Annotated in this window: 21 protein-coding genes; 16 read left to right on the top strand and 5 right to left on the bottom strand. The window is 53.9% G+C overall.

Annotation, left to right across the window (positions count from 1 at the left end):
• Positions 1-96 precede the first annotated feature (96 nt).
• The 8 genes from AC2T28_RS06725 to cls all read left to right on the top strand — a co-directional run bounded on the left by AC2T28_RS06725 (position 97) and on the right by cls (position 9,532).
• On the top strand, positions 97-1,089 hold the full coding sequence (locus AC2T28_RS06725) for an AAA family ATPase (protein ID WP_486748206.1): 993 nt from the start codon (positions 97-99) through the stop codon (positions 1,087-1,089).
• 15 nt (positions 1,090-1,104) lie between these two features.
• Positions 1,105-2,058: a DUF58 domain-containing protein gene (locus AC2T28_RS06720; RefSeq protein WP_486748205.1), complete on the top strand. Its 954-nt coding sequence runs from the start codon at positions 1,105-1,107 to the stop codon at positions 2,056-2,058.
• Positions 2,055-2,528: a DUF4381 domain-containing protein gene (locus AC2T28_RS06715; protein WP_486748204.1), complete on the top strand. Its 474-nt coding sequence runs from the start codon at positions 2,055-2,057 to the stop codon at positions 2,526-2,528. Before AC2T28_RS06720 ends, AC2T28_RS06715 begins: the two co-directional genes overlap by 4 nt.
• Complete coding sequence (locus tag AC2T28_RS06710) at positions 2,522-3,502, top strand: VWA domain-containing protein (RefSeq protein WP_486748203.1); 981 nt, start codon at positions 2,522-2,524, stop codon at positions 3,500-3,502. The genes AC2T28_RS06715 and AC2T28_RS06710 overlap by 7 nt, the downstream gene beginning before the upstream one ends.
• Positions 3,499-5,016: a VWA domain-containing protein gene (locus AC2T28_RS06705; RefSeq protein WP_486748202.1), complete on the top strand. Its 1,518-nt coding sequence runs from the start codon at positions 3,499-3,501 to the stop codon at positions 5,014-5,016. Before AC2T28_RS06710 ends, AC2T28_RS06705 begins: the two co-directional genes overlap by 4 nt.
• Positions 5,017-5,138: 122 nt before the next feature.
• Positions 5,139-6,266, top strand: coding sequence for a hypothetical protein (locus AC2T28_RS06700; protein WP_486748201.1), 1,128 nt, complete (start codon positions 5,139-5,141; stop codon positions 6,264-6,266).
• Between the two features lie 126 nt (positions 6,267-6,392).
• Positions 6,393-7,943 (top strand): arylsulfatase, encoded by a 1,551-nt coding sequence (locus AC2T28_RS06695; protein WP_486748200.1) that lies wholly within the window; start codon positions 6,393-6,395, stop codon positions 7,941-7,943.
• A gap of 170 nt (positions 7,944-8,113) precedes the next feature.
• Complete coding sequence (gene cls / locus AC2T28_RS06690; RefSeq protein WP_486748199.1) at positions 8,114-9,532, top strand: cardiolipin synthase; 1,419 nt, start codon at positions 8,114-8,116, stop codon at positions 9,530-9,532.
• Here cls and AC2T28_RS06685 read toward each other — a convergent pair.
• A complete protein-coding gene (locus AC2T28_RS06685) occupies positions 9,529-9,975 on the bottom strand; it encodes an ion channel (RefSeq protein ID WP_486748198.1) in 447 nt (148 codons plus the stop codon). The genes cls and AC2T28_RS06685 overlap by 4 nt on opposite strands.
• Positions 9,976-10,040: 65 nt before the next feature.
• The gene (locus tag AC2T28_RS06680; RefSeq protein ID WP_486748197.1) at positions 10,041-10,361 is read right to left on the bottom strand and encodes a hypothetical protein; all 321 of its coding nucleotides are present in this window, start codon (positions 10,359-10,361) and stop codon (positions 10,041-10,043) included.
• A 170-nt stretch (positions 10,362-10,531) separates the two neighbouring features.
• Here AC2T28_RS06680 and AC2T28_RS06675 point away from each other — a divergent pair, with 170 nt between their 5' ends.
• The 3 genes from AC2T28_RS06675 to AC2T28_RS06665 are packed head-to-tail and all read left to right on the top strand — an operon-like array spanning position 10,532 to position 14,647.
• Positions 10,532-11,200, top strand: coding sequence for an ABC transporter ATP-binding protein (locus AC2T28_RS06675; protein ID WP_486748196.1), 669 nt, complete (start codon positions 10,532-10,534; stop codon positions 11,198-11,200).
• Positions 11,197-13,608 (top strand): FtsX-like permease family protein, encoded by a 2,412-nt coding sequence (locus AC2T28_RS06670; RefSeq protein WP_486748195.1) that lies wholly within the window; start codon positions 11,197-11,199, stop codon positions 13,606-13,608. Before AC2T28_RS06675 ends, AC2T28_RS06670 begins: the two co-directional genes overlap by 4 nt.
• Positions 13,598-14,647, top strand: a complete 1,050-nt coding sequence (locus tag AC2T28_RS06665) for a lipocalin-like domain-containing protein (protein ID WP_486748194.1) — start codon at positions 13,598-13,600, stop codon at positions 14,645-14,647. Before AC2T28_RS06670 ends, AC2T28_RS06665 begins: the two co-directional genes overlap by 11 nt.
• A 27-nt stretch (positions 14,648-14,674) precedes the next feature.
• Here AC2T28_RS06665 and AC2T28_RS06660 read toward each other — a convergent pair whose 3' ends face one another.
• The 3 genes from AC2T28_RS06660 to AC2T28_RS06650 all read right to left on the bottom strand — a co-directional run bounded on the left by AC2T28_RS06660 (position 14,675) and on the right by AC2T28_RS06650 (position 18,788).
• Positions 14,675-15,106: a universal stress protein gene (locus AC2T28_RS06660; protein WP_486748193.1), complete on the bottom strand. Its 432-nt coding sequence runs from the start codon at positions 15,104-15,106 to the stop codon at positions 14,675-14,677.
• Positions 15,103-17,712 carry a TRAP transporter permease gene (locus tag AC2T28_RS06655; RefSeq protein WP_486748192.1) on the bottom strand — a complete coding sequence of 870 codons (2,610 nt, stop codon included), beginning with the start codon at positions 17,710-17,712 and terminating at the stop codon, positions 15,103-15,105. Before AC2T28_RS06655 ends, AC2T28_RS06660 begins: the two co-directional genes overlap by 4 nt.
• A gap of 110 nt (positions 17,713-17,822) precedes the next feature.
• Positions 17,823-18,788 (bottom strand): TAXI family TRAP transporter solute-binding subunit, encoded by a 966-nt coding sequence (locus AC2T28_RS06650; protein ID WP_486748191.1) that lies wholly within the window; start codon positions 18,786-18,788, stop codon positions 17,823-17,825.
• 614 nt (positions 18,789-19,402) lie between these two features.
• Here AC2T28_RS06650 and AC2T28_RS06645 point away from each other — a divergent pair.
• From AC2T28_RS06645 to AC2T28_RS06625, 5 genes are all read left to right on the top strand, one after another.
• Positions 19,403-19,537, top strand: a complete 135-nt coding sequence (locus AC2T28_RS06645; protein ID WP_486748190.1) for a hypothetical protein — start codon at positions 19,403-19,405, stop codon at positions 19,535-19,537.
• Between the two features lie 123 nt (positions 19,538-19,660).
• Positions 19,661-20,530 carry an FAD binding domain-containing protein gene (locus AC2T28_RS06640; protein ID WP_486748189.1) on the top strand — a complete coding sequence of 290 codons (870 nt, stop codon included), beginning with the start codon at positions 19,661-19,663 and terminating at the stop codon, positions 20,528-20,530.
• Positions 20,527-21,006, top strand: coding sequence for a (2Fe-2S)-binding protein (locus AC2T28_RS06635; RefSeq protein ID WP_486748188.1), 480 nt, complete (start codon positions 20,527-20,529; stop codon positions 21,004-21,006). Before AC2T28_RS06640 ends, AC2T28_RS06635 begins: the two co-directional genes overlap by 4 nt.
• Positions 21,006-23,258 (top strand): xanthine dehydrogenase family protein molybdopterin-binding subunit, encoded by a 2,253-nt coding sequence (locus AC2T28_RS06630; RefSeq protein WP_486748187.1) that lies wholly within the window; start codon positions 21,006-21,008, stop codon positions 23,256-23,258. Before AC2T28_RS06635 ends, AC2T28_RS06630 begins: the two co-directional genes overlap by 1 nt.
• Positions 23,251-23,496: a MoaD/ThiS family protein gene (locus tag AC2T28_RS06625; RefSeq protein WP_486748186.1), complete on the top strand. Its 246-nt coding sequence runs from the start codon at positions 23,251-23,253 to the stop codon at positions 23,494-23,496. Before AC2T28_RS06630 ends, AC2T28_RS06625 begins: the two co-directional genes overlap by 8 nt.
• Positions 23,497-23,616: the final 120 nt, after the last annotated feature.

Below are 23,616 nucleotides of genomic sequence, written 5' to 3'. Positions count from 1 at the left end.
CAAAAACGAAGAACCAGAACAGAGGTAATTAAGTCTTGTATTACCAAAAGAAGCACCATCAATATGAAGGTGTTACCCTTTAAACCGAGTGCTTTGATGTCAGTTATAGATCAGATCCAAGAATTAAAAAACCACATGCGACAATCCATTGTCGGCCAAGAAGATGTGATCGATCGGCTTCTGATTGGCATATTGGCAAATGGCAATCTTCTGATCGAGGGCCTGCCGGGGCTGGCAAAAACCCGAGCCGTCAAAGCAATGGCCAAAAATCTCGATGCCAAGTTCAGCCGCATTCAGTTCACGCCCGACCTGCTGCCGTCTGATGTTACAGGCTCTGAAGTGTACAGCCAGACCGAGCACGGCGGCACCTTCCGTTTTGATCCCGGGCCCATTTTTGCCAATATCGTATTGGCAGACGAGATCAATCGTGCCCCTGCCAAAGTTCAGGCCGCCTTGCTTGAGGCTATGGAAGAACGCCAGGTAACGGTGGCGGGAACCACGCATATAATGGAGCCGCTATTTTGTGTCATGGCCACCCAAAACCCCATCGAGCAAGAAGGCACCTACCCCCTGCCCGAGGCGCAGATGGACCGTTTCCTGCTACACGTGGAAGTCAAATACCCACCTGTTGAGGACGAAGTTGAAGTCATCCGCATGGTACGCAACGAGGAAATCTCGGCCCATAATCAAAATCAATCGGGCAAGCCGAAAAGGGAAAAGCCACCAGCCATTCCGCAACAGGTGGTTTTTGATGCCAGAACCGAAATTGGCCAGATCCATGTGTCCGATGCAATGGATCGCTATATCGCCGATCTTGTCCATGCCACGCGTGCGCCTGCCAATTTTGGCGATGACCTAGTTCGCTGGATCGAGATCGGATCGAGCCCACGCGCCTCACTGGCGCTCGACAAGGCTGGCCGTGCCCATGCCTGGATGAAAGGCCGCGACTATTTAGACCCAATTGATATTCGCGCCATCGCTCCAGACGTGTTTCGCCACCGCCTGACGCTCAGCTTCGAAGCGCAGGGTGACGGCGTTAGCCGCGACCAAGTCATACAGGAAATCATCACCCAAGTTGCCCTGCCCTAACGAGTGTGAGTGCCAATGGCGCAGCAAAGACACCAGCTTAATAACGAATTGGATCCGCGCATTTACGTGGACGTCAAATCGCTGCAAGCCTTGGCAAATCCTGCGCGCAGAATCAGCCTTTTGCCCCGCCAATCGGTCGGCTCGCTTCTAAACGGTCGCAATGCCTCAAAACTGCGTGGCCGCGGCCTCAACTTCGAAGAGCTCCGCACCTATCTGCCCGGTGACGATCCACGCACCATCGACTGGCGCGTAACCGCGCGCACCAGAACACCACATGTTCGGGTCTATAGCGAAGAACGCGACCGCCCCGGACTTGTTGTGGTTGATCAACGCATGTCGATGTTCTTTGGCACTGTGGCCTACATGAAATCAGTTGTGGCTGCCGAAGCCGCGGCAATTCTGGCACATCGCCTGCTGGGGCAAGGCGACCGTGTCGGCGGGCTGATATTTGGCGACGATGTGATAAGCGAACACAAACCCAAACGAAGCCGCGCAACGCTGTCCCAGTTCCTCACCGCCTTGGCCCGTGCAAACCACCTGCTAAATGCGCAGCACAAGCAGCCTTCGGTGATCCCCCTAGCGCAAACTCTGCAACGTACGTGCAAGTTGATGCATAAGAGCAGCCTGGCTGTGATTATCTCTGATTTCGATGGAGTCGACGGCAATTGCGAACCCCTGCTTCGGCAACTGTCACAACAGGGCGATCTTATTCTCATTCATGTCTCTGACCCGGCATCAGAAAAACTCACACACGGAATTTTCCCAGTTAGCGACGGCGACCTACAAGCCTCGCTCGACCTGACAGACCCAACTGTCCACGATCGCGTACAACACGCCTCTGACAGCCGCCTAGACATGCTCAGAGATTGGTCTCGCAAGTACAAATTCAGCATTCTCCCGCTCAGCACCCGTCAAGCTGCACTGCCACAGATGCAACACCTGTTTGGCCTTCGCCCGAGGTTGAAATGAGTCAGCATCTCGAAGGTTTAAATCTGGTCGAACTGTTAGACCAACTCAGGCCAATGACCCCACCGCCTGAAATTTCCATGATGCCGCAAACTACGGGCTGGCTGGTCCTGTTCGTCACGTTTTGTGCTTTGACCTTCCTGGGCCTCTACGCCCTTATGAAACACCGAAACCAAAACGCTTACCGGCGCGCGGCTTTGATAGAGCTGGAGGCGCTATCTAGTGACCCGGCCCAGCTGGCTAATCTACTGCGCCGCACTGCACTAACGGCCTATAGCCGAACCACAGTCGCAGCCCTGCAAGGCGACGACTGGTTGACGTTTATGGATCACAGTTACGGCGGTAATGGCTTCCTGAGCGAAGAAGGTCAAAAACTGATTTCAGCTCCTTACCGGCCAACACCACAAGTGTCGCCAGAGCTTAAACACCTTGCAGCGCAATGGATCCGCAAGCATCGGCGACAGGCATGTTGACCCTTTCAGCCCCTTGGTTCCTGCTGCTTCTGCCCCTTCCGTGGCTGGTTTGGAGGTTTGCACCTCCGCATCAGTCCGAGGCCTCGGCCATCCGCATTCCCTTCTTCCGCCAGATTACTGCCGCAGCAGGTCTAACTCCTAAGTCGGGCTCCCGCGTTCTGTCTCGTACACGACTACAAATGGCTGCTGCTTTGGCAATTTGGGGCCTTATTCTTCTGTCGCTCGCCCGGCCTGAGCACCTCGGAGATCCCGTCATCATTGAAACATCAGCCCGCGACATTGTCCTGGCACTGGATGTTTCTGGATCAATGGATGAGCGCGATTTTCGAACAGAAGAAGGCGCCCCGCAGCAGCGGCTCGAGGCGGTCAAACATGTGCTGGAACAGTTCATCAGTCAGCGGGAAAGCGACCGGATTGCTCTGATCATCTTTGGCACCCGTGCCTTTATCCAATCGCCTTTCACCCAAGACACGCAAGCCCTGAGTGGCTTCCTGGAACAAATCCAACCGGGCATGGCGGGTCCCAACACCGCACTGGGTGATGCCATTGGCCTGTCGATCCGGATGTTTGACACCAGCCAGGTCGAGGACAGACTGCTAATTTTGCTGAGCGATGGGGCAGACACTGCCTCTCACATGACCCCGATCAACGCCGCCGCAATTGCACGTGACCGCGGTGTTTCCATCACGACAGTTGGGGTGGGTAACCCGGACGGAAGTGGTGAGAACCGTGTTGATCTGGACCTGCTACAACGGATCGCAGCAACCACAGATGGCGACTATTTCTTTGCCGATGACACGCAAGGGCTTTCAAACGTCTATGCACAAATCGATGCACAAGCCCCGCGCGTAATTAACCAACAAAGCTATCGCCCAAAGAAAAGCCTAAGCCATATTCCCCTGGCAATCGCACTGACCTTGCTGCTGCTTACCACGTCCATCTTGCACTTTCGCAAGGAAGGGCGCTCACAATGATCGACCTCCTTGCAAATTTCCACTTCCTACGTCCATTCTGGTTCCTAGCAGCCCCAGTTTTAGTGGCATTGTGGTGGGTGATACGGCGCAGCGAAACCAAAAGCACGGCTGCGCCACAGGGCATTGCGCCCCATCTGGCCAGCGCATTGCAGGTTTCCTCATCTCAGCACCGCCGGATCCTTCCTATCGATAGTGTTCTAGCCGCAGGCCTGCTGATGATCTTCGCGATGTCGGGCCCGGCCTGGACACGAATTCCAAATCCATTGCTTGCAGATACATCCCCGCTTGTCATCGCATTCAAAATGACCCCAAGCATGGAACAGACCGATCTGGCGCCAAGTCGGCTTGACCGGGCGCGCTTCAAAATCCTGGATCTGGTCGACGCACGCGCGGGCGGTCGGACCGCATTGTTGGCCTATGCAGGTACATCGCATCAGGTTGCGCCATTGACCGAAGATGCCAACGTGCTGCGCCCTCTTATCGAATCCCTGACCCCAGCTGTCATGCCCCGCGAAGGAGACGTGCCAGCAAGCGCGTTGGCCCAGGCGTTGGATATTCTATCTGCCTCAGATGTTCCTGGCTCGGTTATGTTTGTGTTGGACGATTTTTCACCGAGTGACCTCACCGCGTTTTCGTCCGCCAACACCAACGCAACCGGCGTGTTCTTCTTGATCGCCGCTCCAGATAAAACGTCCCTTCCGCAGTTGGGCAAGATCAAGGGCGCGAAATCGGTGCACCTTGCTCAGGATGACAGTGACCTGGACCAGATCGAACGTTGGATTGATCAGGCCTATGTCGCACAGCTTAGCGGAGATGAGCGCCTGCAGTGGCAGGATCAGGGTTGGTGGCTCCTCTGGCCAATTGCAGTGGTCCTGCTGTTCTGGTTTCGCCGCGGCTGGACCATGCGCTGGGTCTTGGCATTTTTGACCTTCCCTGCTCTATCGCCCAACACAGCCCATGCCGATGGCTTAGTCGATTGGTTTTGGACGCCAGATCAACAAGGCCAGCGCGCGATGAACCGCAAGGACTATCGCGCTGCCAGCGAGGCCTTTCAAGATCCAATGCACCTTGGGTACGCCCAAATGAAGGCCGGCCAATATGAGCTTGCAGCCGAAACCTTTGGCAAAATCGGCAGTTTTGATGCCGCTATGGGGCAAGGCATGTCGCTGATCCGAAACCGCCAATACCGCCCATCCATCAAAGCGTTTGAAACCGCATTGCAACGAAAGCCAGGCGACCAAGATGCCCAGAACAACCTCGAGGTCGCAAAGGCCATTCTTGCCTATGTCGAAACAGCGCGAGAACAGTCCGATACCGGAGAGGACACAGGCATTGGGGCTGATGATGTTGTATTTGACAACGAGGCCAACCGTGGGAGCGACAGCGTGGCTCAGGCCAGCGACACTGACACCGCACCGCAGACAGCTGACCAGTGGATTTCCAGCATCGATACAGGAATGTCCGATTTTCTTAGGTTCCGGTTCCAACAAGACCTGACAGGAGCGGAGCAATGAGGATCATAGCAACATTTTTGCAGATAATTGCACTGTTAATCCTTCCAGAACTCACATTTGCGCAAAATGAACCACGTGTTTCCGCAAATTTTTCTTCTGAAGAAACGCCAATTGGGCAACCCTTGACCCTTACGATTGAAATTTTGGTGCCAACATGGATGCCCAGCCCACCGGTTTTTCCGGATCTTGAACAGCCTGATCTGTTGGTTCGCCAGCCCCCACGCGCCGGATCACCTATTAGCCAAACGGTCAACGGCGAAACATGGTCAGGCGTTTCACGACGCTATGTGTTCATCCCGCTCACCGCGGGCCAGTTTTCTTTTCCCAGCCAAAACCTGAAAATCACTTGGTCGGATCCCAAAGACCAATCCAAAATCACCCAAACACTCCCCCTATCCGTTCCGGAATTTCGCTCAATCATCCCCGCAGGTGCGACGAACCTGCAACCGCCGCTTTTTGCCAAGGATATTCAGCTAGAGCAGGACATCCAGGCTGGAACACACCTGCAAATAGGGGATCCAATCAAGCGTACAATCACAGCAAGGATCACCGGAACCACGCCAATCTTGTTACCACTTTTCCTCGAAAACCTTCCTGAGGATAGTTCTCTACGCGCCTACCCCGAAGAACTCAGGACCAACGAAGAGCTCGAACGCAGATCAATATCTGGAAGCCGAATTGAAACCGTAACCTACCTTGCCCAGCAGGGCGGGACAGTCACCCTGCCACCAATCGAGCTAGGCTGGTTTGATCTGGAAGAGGGAGCAATCAAAACCGAAGCCCTTCCGGGCGCAACGTTTCAAATTGCGCATCCGCCACCACCACCTCCGGACACCAAGGCTATCCTATTTTGGATTGTCTTCTCTATCTGCGGCGCTGCGCTGCTATGGGCCGCAATGCAAAGACTAAAGCCAAGGATTACGGGCTATTTCACCAAAGTCAGAACGCTTTGGCGACAAAGCCCCTACTACTTGGCAAGACAAGTCGCATCCGCACTGCACAGCCAAGATCTCTCCGCCTCCCATGTCGCGATTGAAAGTTGGAGCAAGCAGCTCACGAGCGACGAACAAGTTGAAATCTCTGAACTTCTAACGCCGCTTGGAAAGCTCAAGTATTCCAAGAACGCAGAACCGGATGAAATGCAGCCTTGGAAAGAGGCCGAGCGAAACTTTCGATCCCACTACCGGGCGGTATTGCGCCGTCGACCGAGAATTCGGAAAATTCCCCTAAGGGATAAACTCAACCCTTGATATAAAGGACCTCATACTGGTGTGTTTTGCCCCAGAACCGGTTGGGCAACCAGCCAAATGACTGACTACACTAAGTTTTTCACGACCATATAAGTAACCACCAAATCATTCCACATGGAGGGAACAATGAATTGGATACCATTGGGCTTTAAAACAGCTCTGGCAAGTTTTGCCGTTTTTGGACTCAGTTATTCGGCTGCACAGGCATCCGACAAACCCAATATTCTTGTGATATGGGGAGACGATATCGGGCAATCCAACATCAGCGCCTATACCATGGGTCTGATGGGATACCGCACGCCCAACATCGATCGTATTGCCAGCGAAGGCATGATTTTCACTGACTATTACGGCGAACAATCCTGCACCGCTGGTCGCTCATCTTATATCATGGGCCAATCGGTATTCCGCACAGGTCTATCCAAAGTAGGCCTGCCCGGCGCCAAAGAAGGCATGCGCGTAGAAGACCCCACAATTGCCGGACTTCTCAAAGCCGAAGGCTATGCCACCGGCCAATTTGGTAAAAACCACCTTGGTGACCGGGATGAAATGCTTCCGTCAAACCACGGGTTTGATGAATTTTTTGGCAATCTGTACCACCTAAATGCCGAAGAAGAGCCGGAAAACGTAGACTATCCCAAAGATCCCGCATTTCGTGAAAAATATGGCCCACGCGGTGTGATCCGATCAAGCGCGGATGGCACCGTCGAAGACACCGGACCGCTGACCAAAAAGCGAATGGAGACCGTGGATGATGAAACCGTGGCAGCCGCCATCGACTTCATCAAACGTGCCAACGAACAGGGTCAGCCGTTTTATGTTTGGTGGAATGGCACCCGTATGCACTTCCGAACCCATGTCAAAGACGAATTGCGCGGTATTTCGGGGCAGGATGAATACAGCGATGGCATGGTCGAACATGATATGCATGTGGGTCAACTGTTGGCCGTCATCGACGAGCTTGGCCTGACCGACAGCACAATCGTGCATTATTCTACCGACAACGGCGTCCATATGAACACATGGCCTGATGCTGGTATGACTCCGTTCTTTGGTGAGAAGAACACCAACTGGGAAGGTGGCTGGCGGGTGCCATCAATGGTGCGCTGGCCCGGTCAGATCGAGGCAGGATCGGTTTCAAATGAAATCATGCACCACATGGACTGGCTTCCAACCTATCTGGCGGCCGCTGGCAATCCAGACATCAAGGAACAGCTGATGCAAGGTGGTGTTCAAGCTATCGGCCGTGAGTACAAAGTGCACTTGGATGGCTACAATTTCTTGCCGCATCTGACTGGACAGGATGAAACAGGGCCACGCAACGAGATTTTCTACTTCTCGGACGAAGGTGATCTAACCGCCCTTCGTTATCAGGACTGGAAACTCATGTTCATGGAGCAAAAGGCCTATGCAACCCTGCGCGCCTGGATCGAGCCCTGGACCGAACTGCGGGTGCCTCTGATATTTAACCTGCGTCGGGACCCATATGAGCGCGCCTATCGTACGTCGAACTCTTACTACGATTGGCTGATCGACCGGGTCTATTTCTTGGTACCTGCCCAAGAATATGTTGCGCAATTCCTAGGTACCTTTGAAGAATTCCCACCGCGTCAAAAGGCAGCCAGTTTCTCTCTGAGCAAAGTCATGGAGAAAATGTCGGGCGCAGTTGGCGACTAAAAACCGTACAAATCAAAACGTCAAAATTGGTCGCCCAGTTCTGCTGGGCGGCCTTTTTTGTGGCATATCTCTGTCTGCACGGGCATGCTTCAAACTAACTAATTTCAAACCTCTCTCACCGTAATGGGCCCAAGTTCGTTGATTTCGCATAGTTTGTCCGGGGCAAATGAATGTTATCCATAACACTCAGCACTATTGTTGTTCTTGTCATGTGGACAGCAGCAGGCCTGTCCGCCCTTAGTGCCGCACGCACTGCCAGAACGCCTCAGGGCGCTATGGGCTGGGTGGTGTTCCTCTTGGCTCTGCCCATCCTAGCCCTGCCCGCCTACATGTTCTTTGGCCATCACCGGTTTAAGGGCTACCGAAACGCAAGGTTGCAGTCCGAACGCGCCGTAAAGGGCATCAAGAATTTCGCCAAAACCCATACCATTGAACCCAGCCAAGTCTCGGTAGACCCCGCTCCCTTTGAAGCAGTGGCAGGGCTACCCATCTGTCGCGGAAACGGGATGGAACTGATGATCAACGGCGAAGAGACATTTGCAAAAATATTCCAGGCCATGGATGCGGCACAGGATTATGTGCTTGTTCAATTCTATATCGTGCGTAACGACAGTCTGGGCAAACGTCTCAAAGAGCACATGATAGCGGCAGCACATCGTGGGGTTGCTGTGTGGTTCATGACAGATACCGTAGGGAGCCATGCGCTCCCCTATCAATACTCATCTGAGCTAGAAGCTGCGGGTGTTAATCTGGTTGATCCAGCAACCCGTCGTGGCCCCAAACATCGCTTCCTTCTGAACTTTCGCAACCACCGAAAGACCGTAATCATCGATGGCAAAACAGGCTTCACCGGGGGGCTGAACGTCGGAGACGAATACCTTGGGCTCAGTCCCGAATTTGGTTTTTGGCGCGACACTCATGTGCAACTTTTTGGCCCAATTGTATCACAGCTGCAGCTCGTATTTGCCGAAGACTGGCATTGGCTAACCGAAGAACCACTTTTGGACTTGTTGAACTGGGTCTCGCCCCCAGCAAGTTCAAACATGGCAGCGTTGCTCATCGCCACGGGCCCGGGTGATAACACCACCGAAACCGGATCCATGATGTATTTCTCGGCCATTTCGGCAGCTCAGCATCGAGTCTGGATTGCCTCGCCATATTTTGTCCCTGACCTAGATGTCATTGCAGCCCTAAAACACGCAGCGTTGCGCGGCATAGACGTGCGCATTTTACTGCCTCAGACCATTGACCATTATGCCCCTTGGTTGGCGGCATTTTCCTATTTTGATGACTTGCGGTCGGTCGGCGTTAAGATACTTCGCTACAATGCCGGTTTTATGCATCAAAAGGTCATTCTTGTAGATAGCGCCATTGCTGGGGTTGGAACCACGAATCTGGACAACCGATCATTTCGGCTAAATTTCGAGGCCATGGCGTTTTTCTTCGACGAGACAGCCTCAAATAAAGTGGCGGAAATGCTGGAAGCCGATTTTGGCCAGGCCGAAGAGCTAACCAAAAACCTGTCTGAACAAAGGCTGCTAATCCGCGTAGGCGCTCCGATTGCCCGGCTGTTTGCGCCAGTTCTCTAGCTGTTTGTGTCGTGGGGTATCGAAACCACAAACACCTTGCCAATAGCGCCAACCAGAAACGCGGTGCTAATGCCAAAGCCCAACAAGCCCGTGACCGCTGCAAAGGCAGCAAATATGCGCAGCAACGGCCCCAGCACCACATCGCCATAGCCGAGTGTCGTGTAGGTCACCAGTGAATAGTAAACGGCGGTATTCCAGTCTGGTAAGGCACCGGACAATACAAACCCCGACGACCAGATCCACACCTGCAACGTATGCGCAAACAGGATAAAGGCCAGGGCAACAAATATGAGCAACGTCGTATGACGCGGTTTCAATTCCGCTCCAAACCGTTTGGTCATTCGTCCCAATGCCTTAGCGCACATCAACAGGATCGCAGTCTCTAAGATCAGGCAGAGGATCAGAACAAGGCTTCCCCAAATAAGCTGCTGTGGTAGCGACATGCAATTTTCCCTGTGCCCAATCGAACAATGAGCATCCTCAGCCCACTTTATCTCCTACTATCAACTCATTGGTTACTCATACAATCGTCAAATACTTTCCAATAATTTTCCCGCTTCGCATCCAACCTGCGGTCCGCACCTGAATCGCGATCACTGCCCGAGCCATTTTCAAAAGTGCCATCTCCCCAGGTCCGACTTACGCCAACAGACACGGAACCAGAAATGCTTAGCCGTCCACGCCGATCGCCAATGGTCAAACCACTCGGTTTGTAATCCGTCAGGTTCTCGGCCTTTTTCGCGCAGACATCCTCCATTACAGTGGAGTGCGCTGGAAATGTGAACAACAGTGTTGCTGTAAGCCCAGCAATAAGAACATGTTTTCCCATTTGATTTCCATTTTGCCAAAGATCAACGAAACACCTGAGTGAAATCAGTATAATGGTCAAACCGCTTTATGGCGACACGCGACATTCTGCCTGCCTGTGATCGCTGGACAGTTCAGACGAACAGGTGTTCAGTGCGTCATATCCGTAAGGACAACAAAGAAGTATTATTAATGCAAAGTGATACACTGCTAAGCATCCAAAACGTTAGTAAGTCCTATCCCGGACAAGACAAATCTCGGCCTGTTCTACGGGATGTTTCACTTGAGCTAAAAGCAGGTGCAAGCATGGCTTTAACAGGCGAAAGCGGGTCCGGCAAAAGCACACTTCTACACTTGGCCGGCGCATTGGATCACTACGACAGTGGCGAGATAAGGATCAACGGCACCAGCCTGACAGGCCTTAATGACACAGCCCGTTCAAAACTAAGGCGAAATGAGATATCTCTGGTATTTCAGCAGTTTAACCTAGTACCCTCGCTCACAGTAGCCAAGAACATCTCGCTTCACGCTCGAATGAGTGGCCAACCGGATGAATCTTGGATTACCAAGCTTACCAAACGGCTTGGTCTTGCCGAGCTGTCTGATCGATACCCCGAGCAGCTTTCTGGAGGTCAACAACAGCGGGTTGCCATCGGTCGGGCCTTGGCGCTGCGGCCCAAGCTGCTTCTTGCTGATGAGCCAACGGGGAACTTGGACGAAACAACAAGTTCCACCGTGATGGACCTGATGCTTGAACTTATCCAGGAAAGCGGAGCAGCGCTTTTCTTGGTGACACACTCCCACAAAATCGCCAGCCAACTCGATGAACATGTACACCTAAGCCAGGGTCAAGTTACATGAAGCGATCTGCTTTTGGCGCCTTGCTGTCACACTGGTGGCGCCATCCCCTGCAATTGCTCACCCTGCTCACCGGCTTGGCCTTGGCAACCGGGCTATGGTCGGCGGTTCAGGCAATCAACGCAGAAGCCCGCGCCAGCTATGCCAATGCCGCTGCGCAACTTGGCGCTGGTGACGCAAAAACTCTGGTCTCAAATAGCGGATTTATCCCGCTTTCCCGTTACGTCATGTTGCGCCGGGCGGGTTGGCAGGTGGCCCCAGTACTCGAAGGGCGATGGCAATTGAACAAGGGCTCGGTCAAACTCATTGGGGTTGATCTGTTAAACCACCCAAAGGTTCCTTTTTCAAATACCACCACCAACAACGAAGCACCTCCACCTCTTGATGCCCTTACCCCCCCTGGCCGCCTATTCGCGCACCCAAGTACACATGACCGTCTGGCTGATCAGCCCGACCTTCCACCAATTACTCTGACCGACGCACTACCATCCGGAGTAGTCCTAGCGGATATCTCGTTGGCGGCCCAGCTTCTTCAACGCCCAGACGAGTTGTCCCGTTTGATTGTGCTCACCGATCAGCCACATGGTCTGGAACCTCTAAGTACTCTGGCCCCCGAACTTACCCTCCAAGGTTCGGAAGACACGCAGATTTCCCGCCTGACCGATAGTTTTCACCTAAACCTCACGGCATTTGGGCTGCTCTCCTTTGCCGTTGGGCTCTTTATTGTTCATGGGACAGTGGGGCTTGGCATTGAACAGCGGCGTGGATTGTTTCGCACACTGCGCGCACTTGGGCTTCCACTACGGGTGTTGACGTCGCTGATATTGGCGGAACTCATTTTTGTTGCCTTTGTAGCCGGGGCCATCGGCTTGGTTCTGGGCTACCTCGTTGCCGCTGCACTGCTTCCCAATGTCAACGCAACACTAGATGGCCTGTACGGAGCAACCGTAGATGGCAGCCTCCAGCTGCGGCCTGGTTGGATCCTGTCAGGGATAGGCATGTCCGTAGCTGGCACTCTTATTGCCGGCCTTCATGGGATTTCTACAACGTATAAAACACCTCTTCTAATCGCGTCCGGGGTTCAAACACGGGTTGAGCACACAAACCGGAACCTGCGCATTATGGCAATGGCAGGCGCTGGGCTCGTCTTTGCAGGATTGGCAGCCCTTTTCGCCTTTGATGGTTTGATTTCCGGATTTGTGTTTTTGGCCGGCTTGATGTTGGGCGCCGCTTTGATCTTCCCCCTTATTATTACCGCGCTACTATCCGTCGGAGCCCGATTTACACGCAGCGCACTGGGCGAATGGTTTTGGGCAGATATGCGTGCCCAAATTCCCGGAATCTCTTTGGCCTTGATGGCCCTGTTGCTGGCCATGGCGACAAATATCGGTGTGGGAACCATGGTCTCCAGCTTCCGCCTGACATTCCTGGGCTGGATGGATCAGCGTCTTTCTTCAGAACTCTACATAACCATAACAGATGAAAGCCAAGCCCCAGACCTGATTAATTGGCTGGATCAACAGGGCATCAGAACTCTGCCAATCCGATGGCACGAGCAACCACATGCTGGCGGTGTATTGCGAATCTACGGCGTCGTGGATGACCCAACCTATCGCAGCAACTGGCCCATGTTACAGGCCATTCCCAATGTCTGGGATCACATAGCTGACGGCTCCGGCGTTCTCGTCAACGAGCAGCTCGCGCGGCGTCAAAACCTATGGCCAGGCGGCACGCTCACACTCTCATCAACTTGGCAGGCAAAGGTTGTTGGTGTCTATTCCGATTATGGCAACCCCAATGGGCAGGCTATAACGTCTCTTTCCACGCTGCTTGATCACTCACCCAATATCCCAAACCGGCAATTTGGCCTTAGACTGGCACCGGAACGCGCCCCAGAAGTTACTAGAAACCTCTTAAAAACGTTTGAAACTGTAGGGATTACCGTAACTGATCAGGCCAACATCAAAGCACAATCTCTTAAGGTTTTTGACCGAACATTTGTTGTGACCAGCGCCTTGAACTTACTGACCCTAGGTGTCGCCGGCTTTGCAATCCTCACCAGCCTTCTGACCCTTTGGAACACCCGATTACCGCAACTGGCTCCGATATGGGCGCTGGGCATCACCCGACGCCAGCTCGCCCGGCTCGAACTGTTGCGCAGCCTGGCACTGGCCCTGCTCACCTCTGTGATCTCGCTGCCACTAGGGCTGGCATTGGCCTGGGCGCTGTTGTCTATCATCAACGTTGACGCCTTTGGTTGGAAACTTCCAATGTACCTGTTCCCCTGGGATTGGGTGCGCTTGTTCCTGCTGGCCCTTGTTGCGGCCGCCGTCGCCGCAGCAATCCCCGCCAGCAAACTGGCGCATATCAAGCCGTCTGACCTGCTCAAGGTGTTTGCAAATGAACGTTAGATCCTGGCTCCTCCCCCTCTGTTTCTGCCTGCCACAGACGGCAATCGCGCAAAGCTATGCTGGCCTTGGTAGCCAAGCCGAGGGTTTTGCAATTCCAGAACGCGGATACCAGCTGACCTTCCCCGGCGATCACGGCCCACATCCGGATTTTAGAATTGAATGGTGGTACCTCACCGCAAATCTGAAAGACGACGCCGGAAACGACTACGGCGTGCAGTGGACCCTGTTTCGAAGTGCGCTTGAACCGGAAGAACGCGAAGGATGGTCAAGCCCGCAAATCTGGATGGGCCACGCAGGTCTCACCTCCCAAACCAACCACTACTACGCCGAACGCATCGCCCGCGGTGGGATCGGCCAGGCAGGCGTCACCGCTGAACCTTTCTCTGCGTGGATCGACAATTGGGAAATGACCGGGCTTGAAGCTGGCTTGAAACAGCTAAGCGTGCGGGCCAGCGGCAGCGACTTCTCTTATGATCTGAAATTGTCGTCTCACACACCTTTGGTGTTTCACGGAGACAATGGATACTCGGTTAAATCAGCCAGTGGCCAAGCCAGCTATTACTATTCACAACCAAGATACCAAATTGCCGGAACCCTCACTCTTCCCACCGGACTGGTAATGGTCACTGGCCAAGGGTGGTTGGATCGCGAATGGTCCAGTCAGCCACTTGCCGAAGATCAAAGCGGCTGGGATTGGTTCTCGCTCAGCTTTGACAGCGGCGAACAATTGATGGGGTTTGTGTTACGCGGCGAGACTGAAAACTTCACCTCAGGAAGCTGGATATCAGCAGATGGCACCGTTTCCCCCCTGCCCCCCAACACCTTCCAAGCCATTCCACTGGCCATATCAGAGGTTGAACAGCGCAGCATTCCCACACAGTGGAACGTCAGCTACCCGGATCAGAATGTTGCGGTGCAGGTCCAGGCCATCAACGACCATAGTTGGATGGGAACCTCTTTTTCTTACTGGGAGGGCCCGGTAACGATATTCGGCAGTCACAGCGGCCAAGGTTACCTTGAAATGACCGGATATGAATAGGGGCGCCCTAAGGCGCCCCTGATATTTCTATCGAACCACAAAGACCGAACAGTCTGAATGCCGAACCACCCTGGCGGCGTTTGGCCCCAGAAGATAGTCCTGCAAATCCGGCTTGTGCGCGCCAATTACGATCAGATCAGAACTGGCAGCCTTGGCCGTTTTCAGGATTTCCTGATAGGCGGTCCCGGTAGCAACCAGATGTCGGATGTTTGCATTTCGCTCACTCCCCACCGCCTGCTCGCAAACTTCGCTTAGACGTGCCGAAGTTTCCTTGACCGCTTTTTCATGGTGATGTTCTTCAAAGAACCCCGAAACCCAGCTTTCGCCAAAATCAGGCAGAACAGTCACCACATCCAATTGGGCACCATCCTGTTCAGCCAGCCTTGCCGCCTGAACCAGCACTTTGTTAAGGATCTCAGCATTGCCTAGATCGACAGCACAAAGGATAGACTTGCTCATGCCGGTACTCCTTCTTTGCTGGCCCGCCCGCGCTGCAACAGAGCTATTAGCGCCAGCAACAGCAGCGCTGGTAGGAACACCAGCTCTTTGGGCAGTTGATCAGCAGGTGCTTGGACTGAAGTGATTTGAACGGGTTCATCACCATAGAAATCAAAACTATCGATTTTGGCTGAAACCGGAGTGCCAAACATCGGTTCGTCCAGTTTCATCAACCCGTCATCCTCAAGCAGCATAAGCCCATATGTATCTGCACGGGATTGACCGTCACCTTCGCCTTCGATCACCATCACCAGTGTTGTAGATTTCACTTTGGAGGTATCGAAATCGGGACCTTGCACGGTAATGCGCAGTTCACTTCCTGGTTCAGCAGCATTTAGCGCCTGCACGATTTCAGTTGGTGCAACTTCACTATGGGCAGGCATCAGCCGGTCCATAAAAAAGTCAGGCCTGAATAGAACAAAGGCCACCAACACCAGTGCAACGCTTTCGTAAATACGCGAGCGGGTGAGGAAGTAACCCATTGTACCAGCCGTAAACACAAGGATCGCAATGGTCGCTGATATCGCCACCAATATCCCCTGCACCAACGTCACATCAATCAGCAACAGATCAGTGTTGAAGATGAATACAAACGGCAGTGCCACCGTACGCAGGCTATAGAAGAACGCGATGAACCCGGTTTTGATTGCATCCCCGCCTGAAACGGCCGCAGCGGCAAAGCTAGCTAACCCAACAGGCGGCGTTACATCTGCCATGATGCCAAAGTAGAACACAAATAGGTGTACCGCGATCAACGGAACCACAAGCCCCGACTGTGCGCCAAGCTCGACCACAACCCCAGCCATAAGCGAGCTGACAACAATATAGTTTGCAGTGGTTGGCAGACCCATGCCCAGAATAAGTGACAGCAGTCCTACCAGAACCAACATCAGGATCAAATTGCCACCGGACATGAACTCGACCAGATCCGCCATCACTTGGCCAATACCGGTAAGGGTTACTGTACCAACGATAACACCAGCCGTAGCAGTGGCCAGCGCGATGCCAATCATGTTGCGCGCGCCTTCGATCAGGCCATCCCAGAGATCCACCAAGCCCTCTTTAAAGGCGTTGGCTGTTTCGCTTTCACCACGGAACATGGATTTGATCGGTTTCTGCGTTAGCAGGATCACAAACAGCAGTGCTGTAGCCCAAAACGCCGACAGACCCGGAGATTTCTGTTCGATCATCAGGAAGTAGACCAACACAATGATCGGCAGAAGGTAGTGCAAACCAGCCTTGTAGATTTCAGACACAACTGGCAATTCAACTACTTTTGCATTTGGATCATCTGGAACCAGGTCTTCGACACCCGAAGCAACCCACAACAGCCCAACATAGGTTGCTGCAACAATTGCCGACATAACTAGGTTCGAAACACCAGGCATCAGGTAGGCCACCAACTGCACCGGATATTGCACGCCGTAACACAGCGCAGCAAAACCGGCAAAGAACACGGCCATACCGCCAATGGTTCTGCCCATTGACACAACCCGGTTGCCCAGGGTTGGCATGTTACGCTTTACCGCTTCCAAATGCACAATATAGACCAGTGCAATGTAGGAAATCGTGGCAGGCAGGAACGCATGGGTGATCACCTCGACATAAGAAATGCCGACATATTCCACCATCAAGAACGCCGCAGCGCCCATCACCGGTGGCATAATCTGCCCATTCACAGAAGAGGCCACTTCGACAGCGCCGGCCTGCTCACTGGAAAACCCGACCCGTTTCATCAGCGGAATGGTGAATGTACCAGTGGTCACAACGTTGGCGATCGACGAGCCCGAGATCAGACCTGTTGCAGCCGAGCCAACAACAGCCGCCTTGGCTGGACCACCACGAAGGTGACCAAGTGCGCCAAATGCCATCTTGATAAAGTAGTTGCCCGCACCTGCTTTGCTCAGCAGCGCGCCAAACAACACAAACAGGAAGACAAATTTGGTCGAAACACCCAGAGCAATGCCAAACACCCCTTCCGAAGTTATCCACATATGGCTCATTGCCTTCTTCAGGCTGGCACCTTTCCAGCGGATCACATCCGGCAAGCCGTCCCAAGAGCCAAAGAATACATAACCTAGGAAGATCACAGCGATGATAGCCATAGCTGGTCCTAAGGCACGTCGAGCGGCTTCAAATAGTAATACCAACCCAACAAGCGCAAACCATTTGTCTACGTCGTCAGCTAATCCACCAGAATTCACAACTTTCTGATAGAAAATATAGCCATACAACGCAATGAAAGCCCCGCCTATGGCCATAATCCAATCTTGGATAGGAACATAATCTCGCGGGCTGCTTTTGAACATTGGATAGGCCGTATAGGCCAGAAATATAGCAAATGCCAAATGGATCTGCCGTGAATTGTTGACCACGCTTCCGGGTAACAAAACATTAGATAATGGTGAGGCCAGTATGACCTGAAACACCGACCATATTACCGCAACAATTGCTAGGAATAGCCCGATTGACCCCGGTGGGTTCCTCGCGCCGGCGTCCGAGGACGCCACCAGATCTTGCAACTCTTCTTCGGTAAGTGGCCGATTTTCATGAACATCAGATGTCATGGATAATCTCCCCTATGGCCGTCGTTTGGACGCGGCCTTGATTTTGACGCCCCAGTTCCCCGGGCGTGAAACGGGGCGCAAGTTGCGCCCCGTAAGTATATTAGAGTAGATTATTCAATCCAGCCTTGCTCTTTGTAGTACTTCGCAGCACCAGCGTGCAGCGGAGCCGACAGACCAGCAGTGGCCATTTCTTCAGGCTGCAGGTTTGCGAATGCAGGGTGCAGCTTGCGGAAGGCATCGATGTTCTCAAAGACCGATTTAACAACGGTGTACACAGCTTCTTCCGAAACCGCATCCGAAGTCACAAAAGTCGCGCCAACACCAAAGGTTGCAGTGTCCGCATCGGAACCACGGTACATGCCGCCAGGAATGTTAGCTGTACGATAGAACGCATTGTCGTCGATCAGGCCTGTAACGGCATCGCCATCAACAGTCACCAGAACGGAATCACAAGCTGTGGTCGCTTCCTGGATCGAACCCGATGGGTGGCCAACGGTGTAAACCATGGCGTCGATCTGGTTGTCACACAGCGCTGCAGACTGTTCAGCAGCTTTCAGCTCGGTTGCCAGTGCAAAGGCATCCATGCCCCAGCCCTTGGCACCCATCAGAACTTCCATAGTGCCGCGCTGACCGGACCCTGGGTTACCGATATTTACACGCTTACCTTTCAGGTCATCAAAGTTGGTGATGCCTGCATCGGCACGTGCCACAACGGTAAAGGGCTCTGGGTGAACCGAAAATACAGCGCGCAGGCCTTCAAACGCACCAGCTTCTTCGAACTTGGATGTGCCGTTAAAGGCATGGTGCTGCCAGTCAGATTGCGCCACACCAAATTCCAACTCGCCTTCGCGGATGGTGTTGATGTTGTAAACCGAACCACCAGTGGATTCGACCGAGCAACGAATACCGTGCTCTTTACGGCCTTTGTTTACCAAACGGCAGATCGCGCCGCCTGTTGGATAGTAAACGCCAGTCACACCACCGGTGCCAATGGTGATGAATTCCTCAGCCATGGCTGCAGGCGCCATGAATGTGGCGGCCAACAACGCGCCAACTGTCAATTTAGTAGATGTCATGATCAAGTCTCTCCCACTTGTATTATGTGCAGTTTGGGATCTGAGACATGTGGCGTTCAAACAAAGCATAAGCTCCGGATGACACCCAATGGGCTTACAAAGCCAACTTTTTAACAACGTCCCCGATCCAAGCTGACGGTTCCATCGACCACTGCGCAAGTCAAGAGTGCGAATTTTTGTCGCAACCGCCAGATCGTGAATTTTCGCGTATTTGACAAGCTTGGCGAAACTTTCCCCGCAGAATGGTAGTTCAAACAGCCACCAATCACGCTTGGGACGACACTAATGAGAGCTAACAAAAACAATCAATCCTACCACACCCTGAACTCCACCAACTAACAGGTATATTAAAATAACCTTTCACTACAATTAGTTGAAGCGCCATTCTTAAGAAGAAAAACACCTCAAACCTCAACAATCCAAGCGTTAAATTAGGATCGCGGATTTCAAAGATGACAAATCATTAAAAGTCCGTTATTAACGCCGACAAAAAATTACGACTAATTATTTGAAGACCATGCCAACTAGGAGGGATTGAGGTGACGTTACTCAGTCAGTTAATTTCTGAAAATCCCAGCATTGATAATTTTTGGTGCCTCGAACGCTGCGTTTCAGTGGCAGCACGGTCTGTACCCCACGGTGCCATTGCGCCCCTAACATTTGATGTCGAACCCGAGTTCCGAACCACCCCTCGAAAGTGGGACCTGATCCTGACCGCGGCTTATGAACGTGGAATGCGCGCACGTTAGGTCATCCAATTTCTGTCGCAGAATTCCCTAAGAATGTCGTAGTACCGATGGACCTTCCCTAAACACACGCCTATCCTCCCGCTCTGGAGAATTTTTCTTTTTAAGAAGAGCCGAGGAGCATTTATGCAGTACCATAGTCCAACCAGTTTTGAGGATGCTTCCAAACTGGCCCAAGAGGCGACGGGCACAACACGATTTCTAGCTGGTGGGACCGATGTTCTGGTACAGCTACGTGCAGACATTGTCACGCCAGACACCCTGATCGACATCAAGAAGATACCTGGCGTGGGTGACATCACCCAGAATGCCGATGGCGGCTGGACCATTGGAGTTGCCGTCTCTGGCGCTGAAATGCGCGAGCACAAAGAACTCGGGAAAGACTGGCCTGGTGTAGTCGAAGCAATGGACCTGATCGGTTCTACTCAGGTACAAGGGCGCGCGACATTGGTCGGCAACCTGTGCAATGGCTCCCCAGCCGCGGATTCTGTTCCGGCAATGGTGGCGGCTGGCGTTGAGGTTTCGGTAACGGGTCCCGATGGCACCCGTCGCGTCGCTGTAACAGACATCCCAACCGGCCCTGGCAAAACTTCACTTGCCCAGGGGGAGGTGGTTTCTGCCGTTCATATTCCAGCTCGCGGTTCCAACGCAGGCGACGCCTATTTGCGCTTTATCCCTCGCACCGAAATGGACATTGCCGTTGTTGGCTGTGCGGTTAACCTGCGACTGAATGCAGATCGTGTGGTAACTGAAGCCCGCGTTTCCTTTGGTGCAGTCGCCCCAACAGTATTACTAGTCCCTGAGGCCGCCGACGCCATAATTGGCAGCACGCTAGACGACACAGCCCTCGACAACTTAGCCAGCGCCGCTTCTGCCGCTTGTAACCCAATTTCCGACAAACGCGGTACCGCCGAATATCGCATCCATGTAGCTGGTGTTCTGGCCAAACGCGCCGCCAAAATCGCCTATGCCCGCGCTCTGGGAGAAACCACATGAAAAAGATCCACGTAACCACCACGGTTAACGGAGACAGCGTCGAATACCTTTGCGATCCGCGCGAAACCGTTCTTGACGTATTGCGTGACCGCCTCAACCTTACCGGAGCCAAAGAAGGCTGCGGCACCGGCGACTGCGGCGCCTGCTCAGTCACAGTAGACGGACGACTAGTCTGCTCCTGCCTGATGTTGGGGGTTGAGGCTGAAGGCAAAGAGATCGCCACCGTCGAAGGCATGGCAGACGGCGAAGAGCTGCACCCGTTGCAGACAAAGTTCATTGAATACGCAGCATTGCAATGTGGCATTTGCACCCCCGGCATTCTGGTTGCCGCCAAATCGCTGCTGGAAAAGAACCCGGACCCAACCGAGACCGAAGTGCGCTATTGGCTGGCTGGCAACCTGTGCCGCTGCACCGGATACGATAAAATCATTCGCGCCGTGATGGATACGGCCGCAGACATGCGAAAGGCTTCCTGATGGCTTTGGACGATCGCAAAACAACCGACTTCAAATTTGTCGGCACCCGCCCCGACCGCCCCGATGGGCTAGACAAGGTTACTGGCCGCGCCCGTTTTGGCGCTGACTCCCACGCACCTGGCATGTTGCACGGTGCAATTGTGCGTAGCCCCCACGCCCACGCCCGCATTGTCAGCATCGACACCTCCAAGGCCGAGGCTCTGGAAGGCGTCAAAGCCGTCGTCACCCGTGCGGACTTCGCTTCTGGCCTGTCCGGTGAATTTGGTTACGTGCTTGAAAACGTCATGGCCGGGGAAAAAGCCCTGTATGACGGTCACGCCGTGGCAGCCGTTGCCGCCTCTTCATCTTTGATTGCGCGCGATGCAATCAAACTGATCGAAGTTGAATACGAAATCCTGCCGCATGTCACCGATGTTGACGCCGCCATGGCCAAAGGTGCGCCAGTTCTGAACGACTCCTACGCAGATTCCTCGGTCCCCGAAGGTCTGCATCCAAACGTGGTCCGTTATCACGACAGCGGCCACGGTGATGTCGAAGCAGGCTTTTCCGAGGCTGATCTGGTGATCGAAGACAGCTTCAAGACTGAGGCCACCCACCAGGGCTACATCGAACCCCATGCCTGCCTGGCGACATTGGGCAATGACGGCAAGGGCGAATTGTGGTGCACCACGCAAGGCCACTGGATTGCGCAGAAAACCTGCGCTGCGCTGGTTGGTATTGAAACTTCGCAGCTCCGCGTAACAGCCTCAGAAATCGGCGGCGGCTTTGGCGGCAAAACCACGGTGTTCATCGAACCGGTTGCCCTAGCCCTGTCGCGCAAGGCCAACCGTCCGGTCAAGATCGTGATGAACCGCTCCGAAGTGTTCCGCGCCACCGGCCCAACCTCGTCGACCTCGATGGATGTCAAGATCGGCATGAAAAAGGACGGCACCATCACCGCCGCCCGGGGCACCTTCCGTCTGCAAGGCGGTGCTTTTCCCGGTGCACCAATGGAATTTTCCGCCATGTGCGCCTTTGCGCCCTATGCTTTGGAAAACGTCCATCAGGTTGGCTACGACGTCATCTCCAACCGCCCCAAGCAGGCCGCCTATCGTGCCCCCGGCGCGCCAATGGCCTCCTTCGCAGTTGAATCTGTGATTGATGAGCTCTGTGGCAAGCTGGGACTTGACCCAATCGAAGTGCGCCTGAAAAACGCATCTCGCGAAGGTACCAAGGCATCTTATGGCCCGCGTTTTGAACGCATCGGTTTGGTCGAAACGCTTGAGGCTGCCAAAGCCCATCCGCATTACTCAGCCCCGCTGAAAGACGGCCAAGGCCGCGGCATTTCTTGCGGGTTCTGGTTCAACCACGGCGGCGAAACCTCTGTTTCTCTTTCACTTTCCGAAGATGGCACTTGTCAGCTCTCAGTCGGCACACCAGACATCGGTGGCTCCCGCGCTTCAATGGCATTGATGGCGGCCGAGGTTCTGGGCATTCCATATGAAAACATCCGCGTGACCATCGCTGACACAGCGACCTTGGGTTACAACGACGTCTCACACGGCAGCCGGGTGACCTATGCCTCTGGTCTGGCCACCATCAAGGCAGCCAAGGATGCGGTAAACAAGCTGTGTAAACGGGCCGCTGCAAAATGGGGCATCCCCGAGGATGCTGTTTACTGGGAAGACGGTTGCGCCAAGCCATCTGGTCCCAATGCCGGCAACTTTGACCCAATGCCAATGGCGGATATCACCAAGAACATGGGCAGCACTGGTGGACCAATCTCGGGTCACTTCGAGGCCACCCCCGAGGGGGCCGGCGTATCCTTTGGCACCCATCTTGTTGATGCTGAAGTTGACCCCGAAACCGGTAAAACATCCGTGGTGCGCTACACCGTCATCCAGGACGCCGGCAAGGCGATCCACCCCACCTATGTCGAAGGGCAATACCAGGGTGGCGCAGCTCAGGGTATCGGCTGGGCCCTGAACGAAGAGTACATCTATGGCGAAGATGGTCGGTTGCAAAACTCGATCTTCCTGGATTACCGCGTGCCTGTGGCCTCGGACTTGCCCATGATCGACACGGTGATTGTCGAAGTGCCAAACCCCGGCCACCCCTACGGTGTACGTGGCGTTGGTGAAACCGGCATCGTGCCACCGCTTGCTGCGATCGCAAATGCCGTTTCCGAAGCGGCGGGTGTGCGCTTGCGTCACTTGCCCATGTCGCCTCCTCGTATCCTCAAGGCTTTAGAGGACAAGGCAAACGATGGTTGAAGTCCATCTTTGGTCAGGGCTCCGCGCCCTGACTGGCGGTTTGGAAAAGGTTGAGGTTGAGGCCTCAACCACGGGTGAGCTATTGGCCGCTTTGGCCAGTAGCTACCCGGAACTGGGTCCAGTGATTGAGGCGGGCGTATCAGTTGCCATCGACGGGCGCATCATAGCCACAAGCCTGACCGAACCTGTGAGTGCAGGCAATGAGATCTACCTGATGCAGCGGCTGAAGGGCGGCTAGTAAGACTTGGGGCTCTGCCCCAAACCCCGGGATTTTTTTTTCCGACAGGTGAAAGCAGATCCCAATAGAAAAAGGCCCGCTGGATGTCCGGCGGGCCTTTTTAGTTTCTGCTATATCTGC

The organism is Parasedimentitalea nitratireducens, assembly GCF_057444295.1.
This window is presented reverse-complemented; position numbering and strand designations above follow the sequence as displayed.

Excerpts from the sequence above, each read along its gene's own strand:
- AC2T28_RS06665 (WP_486748194.1), top strand. The coding sequence starts at position 13,598 with ATGAACGTTAGATCCTGGCTCCTCCCCCTCTGTTTCTGCCTGCCACAG.
- AC2T28_RS06625 (WP_486748186.1), top strand. The coding sequence starts at position 23,251 with ATGGTTGAAGTCCATCTTTGGTCAGGGCTCCGCGCCCTGACTGGCGGT.
- AC2T28_RS06685 (WP_486748198.1), bottom strand. The coding sequence starts at position 9,975 with ATGTCGCTACCACAGCAGCTTATTTGGGGAAGCCTTGTTCTGATCCTC.
- AC2T28_RS06635 (WP_486748188.1), top strand. The coding sequence starts at position 20,527 with ATGAAAAAGATCCACGTAACCACCACGGTTAACGGAGACAGCGTCGAA.
- AC2T28_RS06630 (WP_486748187.1), top strand. The coding sequence starts at position 21,006 with ATGGCTTTGGACGATCGCAAAACAACCGACTTCAAATTTGTCGGCACC.
- AC2T28_RS06715 (WP_486748204.1), top strand. The coding sequence starts at position 2,055 with ATGAGTCAGCATCTCGAAGGTTTAAATCTGGTCGAACTGTTAGACCAA.
- cls (WP_486748199.1), top strand. The coding sequence starts at position 8,114 with ATGTTATCCATAACACTCAGCACTATTGTTGTTCTTGTCATGTGGACA.
- AC2T28_RS06710 (WP_486748203.1), top strand. The coding sequence starts at position 2,522 with ATGTTGACCCTTTCAGCCCCTTGGTTCCTGCTGCTTCTGCCCCTTCCG.
- AC2T28_RS06725 (WP_486748206.1), top strand. The coding sequence starts at position 97 with ATGTCAGTTATAGATCAGATCCAAGAATTAAAAAACCACATGCGACAA.
- AC2T28_RS06655 (WP_486748192.1), bottom strand. The coding sequence starts at position 17,712 with ATGACATCTGATGTTCATGAAAATCGGCCACTTACCGAAGAAGAGTTG.
- AC2T28_RS06680 (WP_486748197.1), bottom strand. The coding sequence starts at position 10,361 with ATGGGAAAACATGTTCTTATTGCTGGGCTTACAGCAACACTGTTGTTC.
- AC2T28_RS06640 (WP_486748189.1), top strand. The coding sequence starts at position 19,661 with ATGCAGTACCATAGTCCAACCAGTTTTGAGGATGCTTCCAAACTGGCC.
- AC2T28_RS06720 (WP_486748205.1), top strand. The coding sequence starts at position 1,105 with ATGGCGCAGCAAAGACACCAGCTTAATAACGAATTGGATCCGCGCATT.
- AC2T28_RS06660 (WP_486748193.1), bottom strand. The coding sequence starts at position 15,106 with ATGAGCAAGTCTATCCTTTGTGCTGTCGATCTAGGCAATGCTGAGATC.
- AC2T28_RS06695 (WP_486748200.1), top strand. The coding sequence starts at position 6,393 with ATGAATTGGATACCATTGGGCTTTAAAACAGCTCTGGCAAGTTTTGCC.
- AC2T28_RS06670 (WP_486748195.1), top strand. The coding sequence starts at position 11,197 with ATGAAGCGATCTGCTTTTGGCGCCTTGCTGTCACACTGGTGGCGCCAT.
- AC2T28_RS06650 (WP_486748191.1), bottom strand. The coding sequence starts at position 18,788 with ATGACATCTACTAAATTGACAGTTGGCGCGTTGTTGGCCGCCACATTC.
- AC2T28_RS06705 (WP_486748202.1), top strand. The coding sequence starts at position 3,499 with ATGATCGACCTCCTTGCAAATTTCCACTTCCTACGTCCATTCTGGTTC.
- AC2T28_RS06675 (WP_486748196.1), top strand. The coding sequence starts at position 10,532 with ATGCAAAGTGATACACTGCTAAGCATCCAAAACGTTAGTAAGTCCTAT.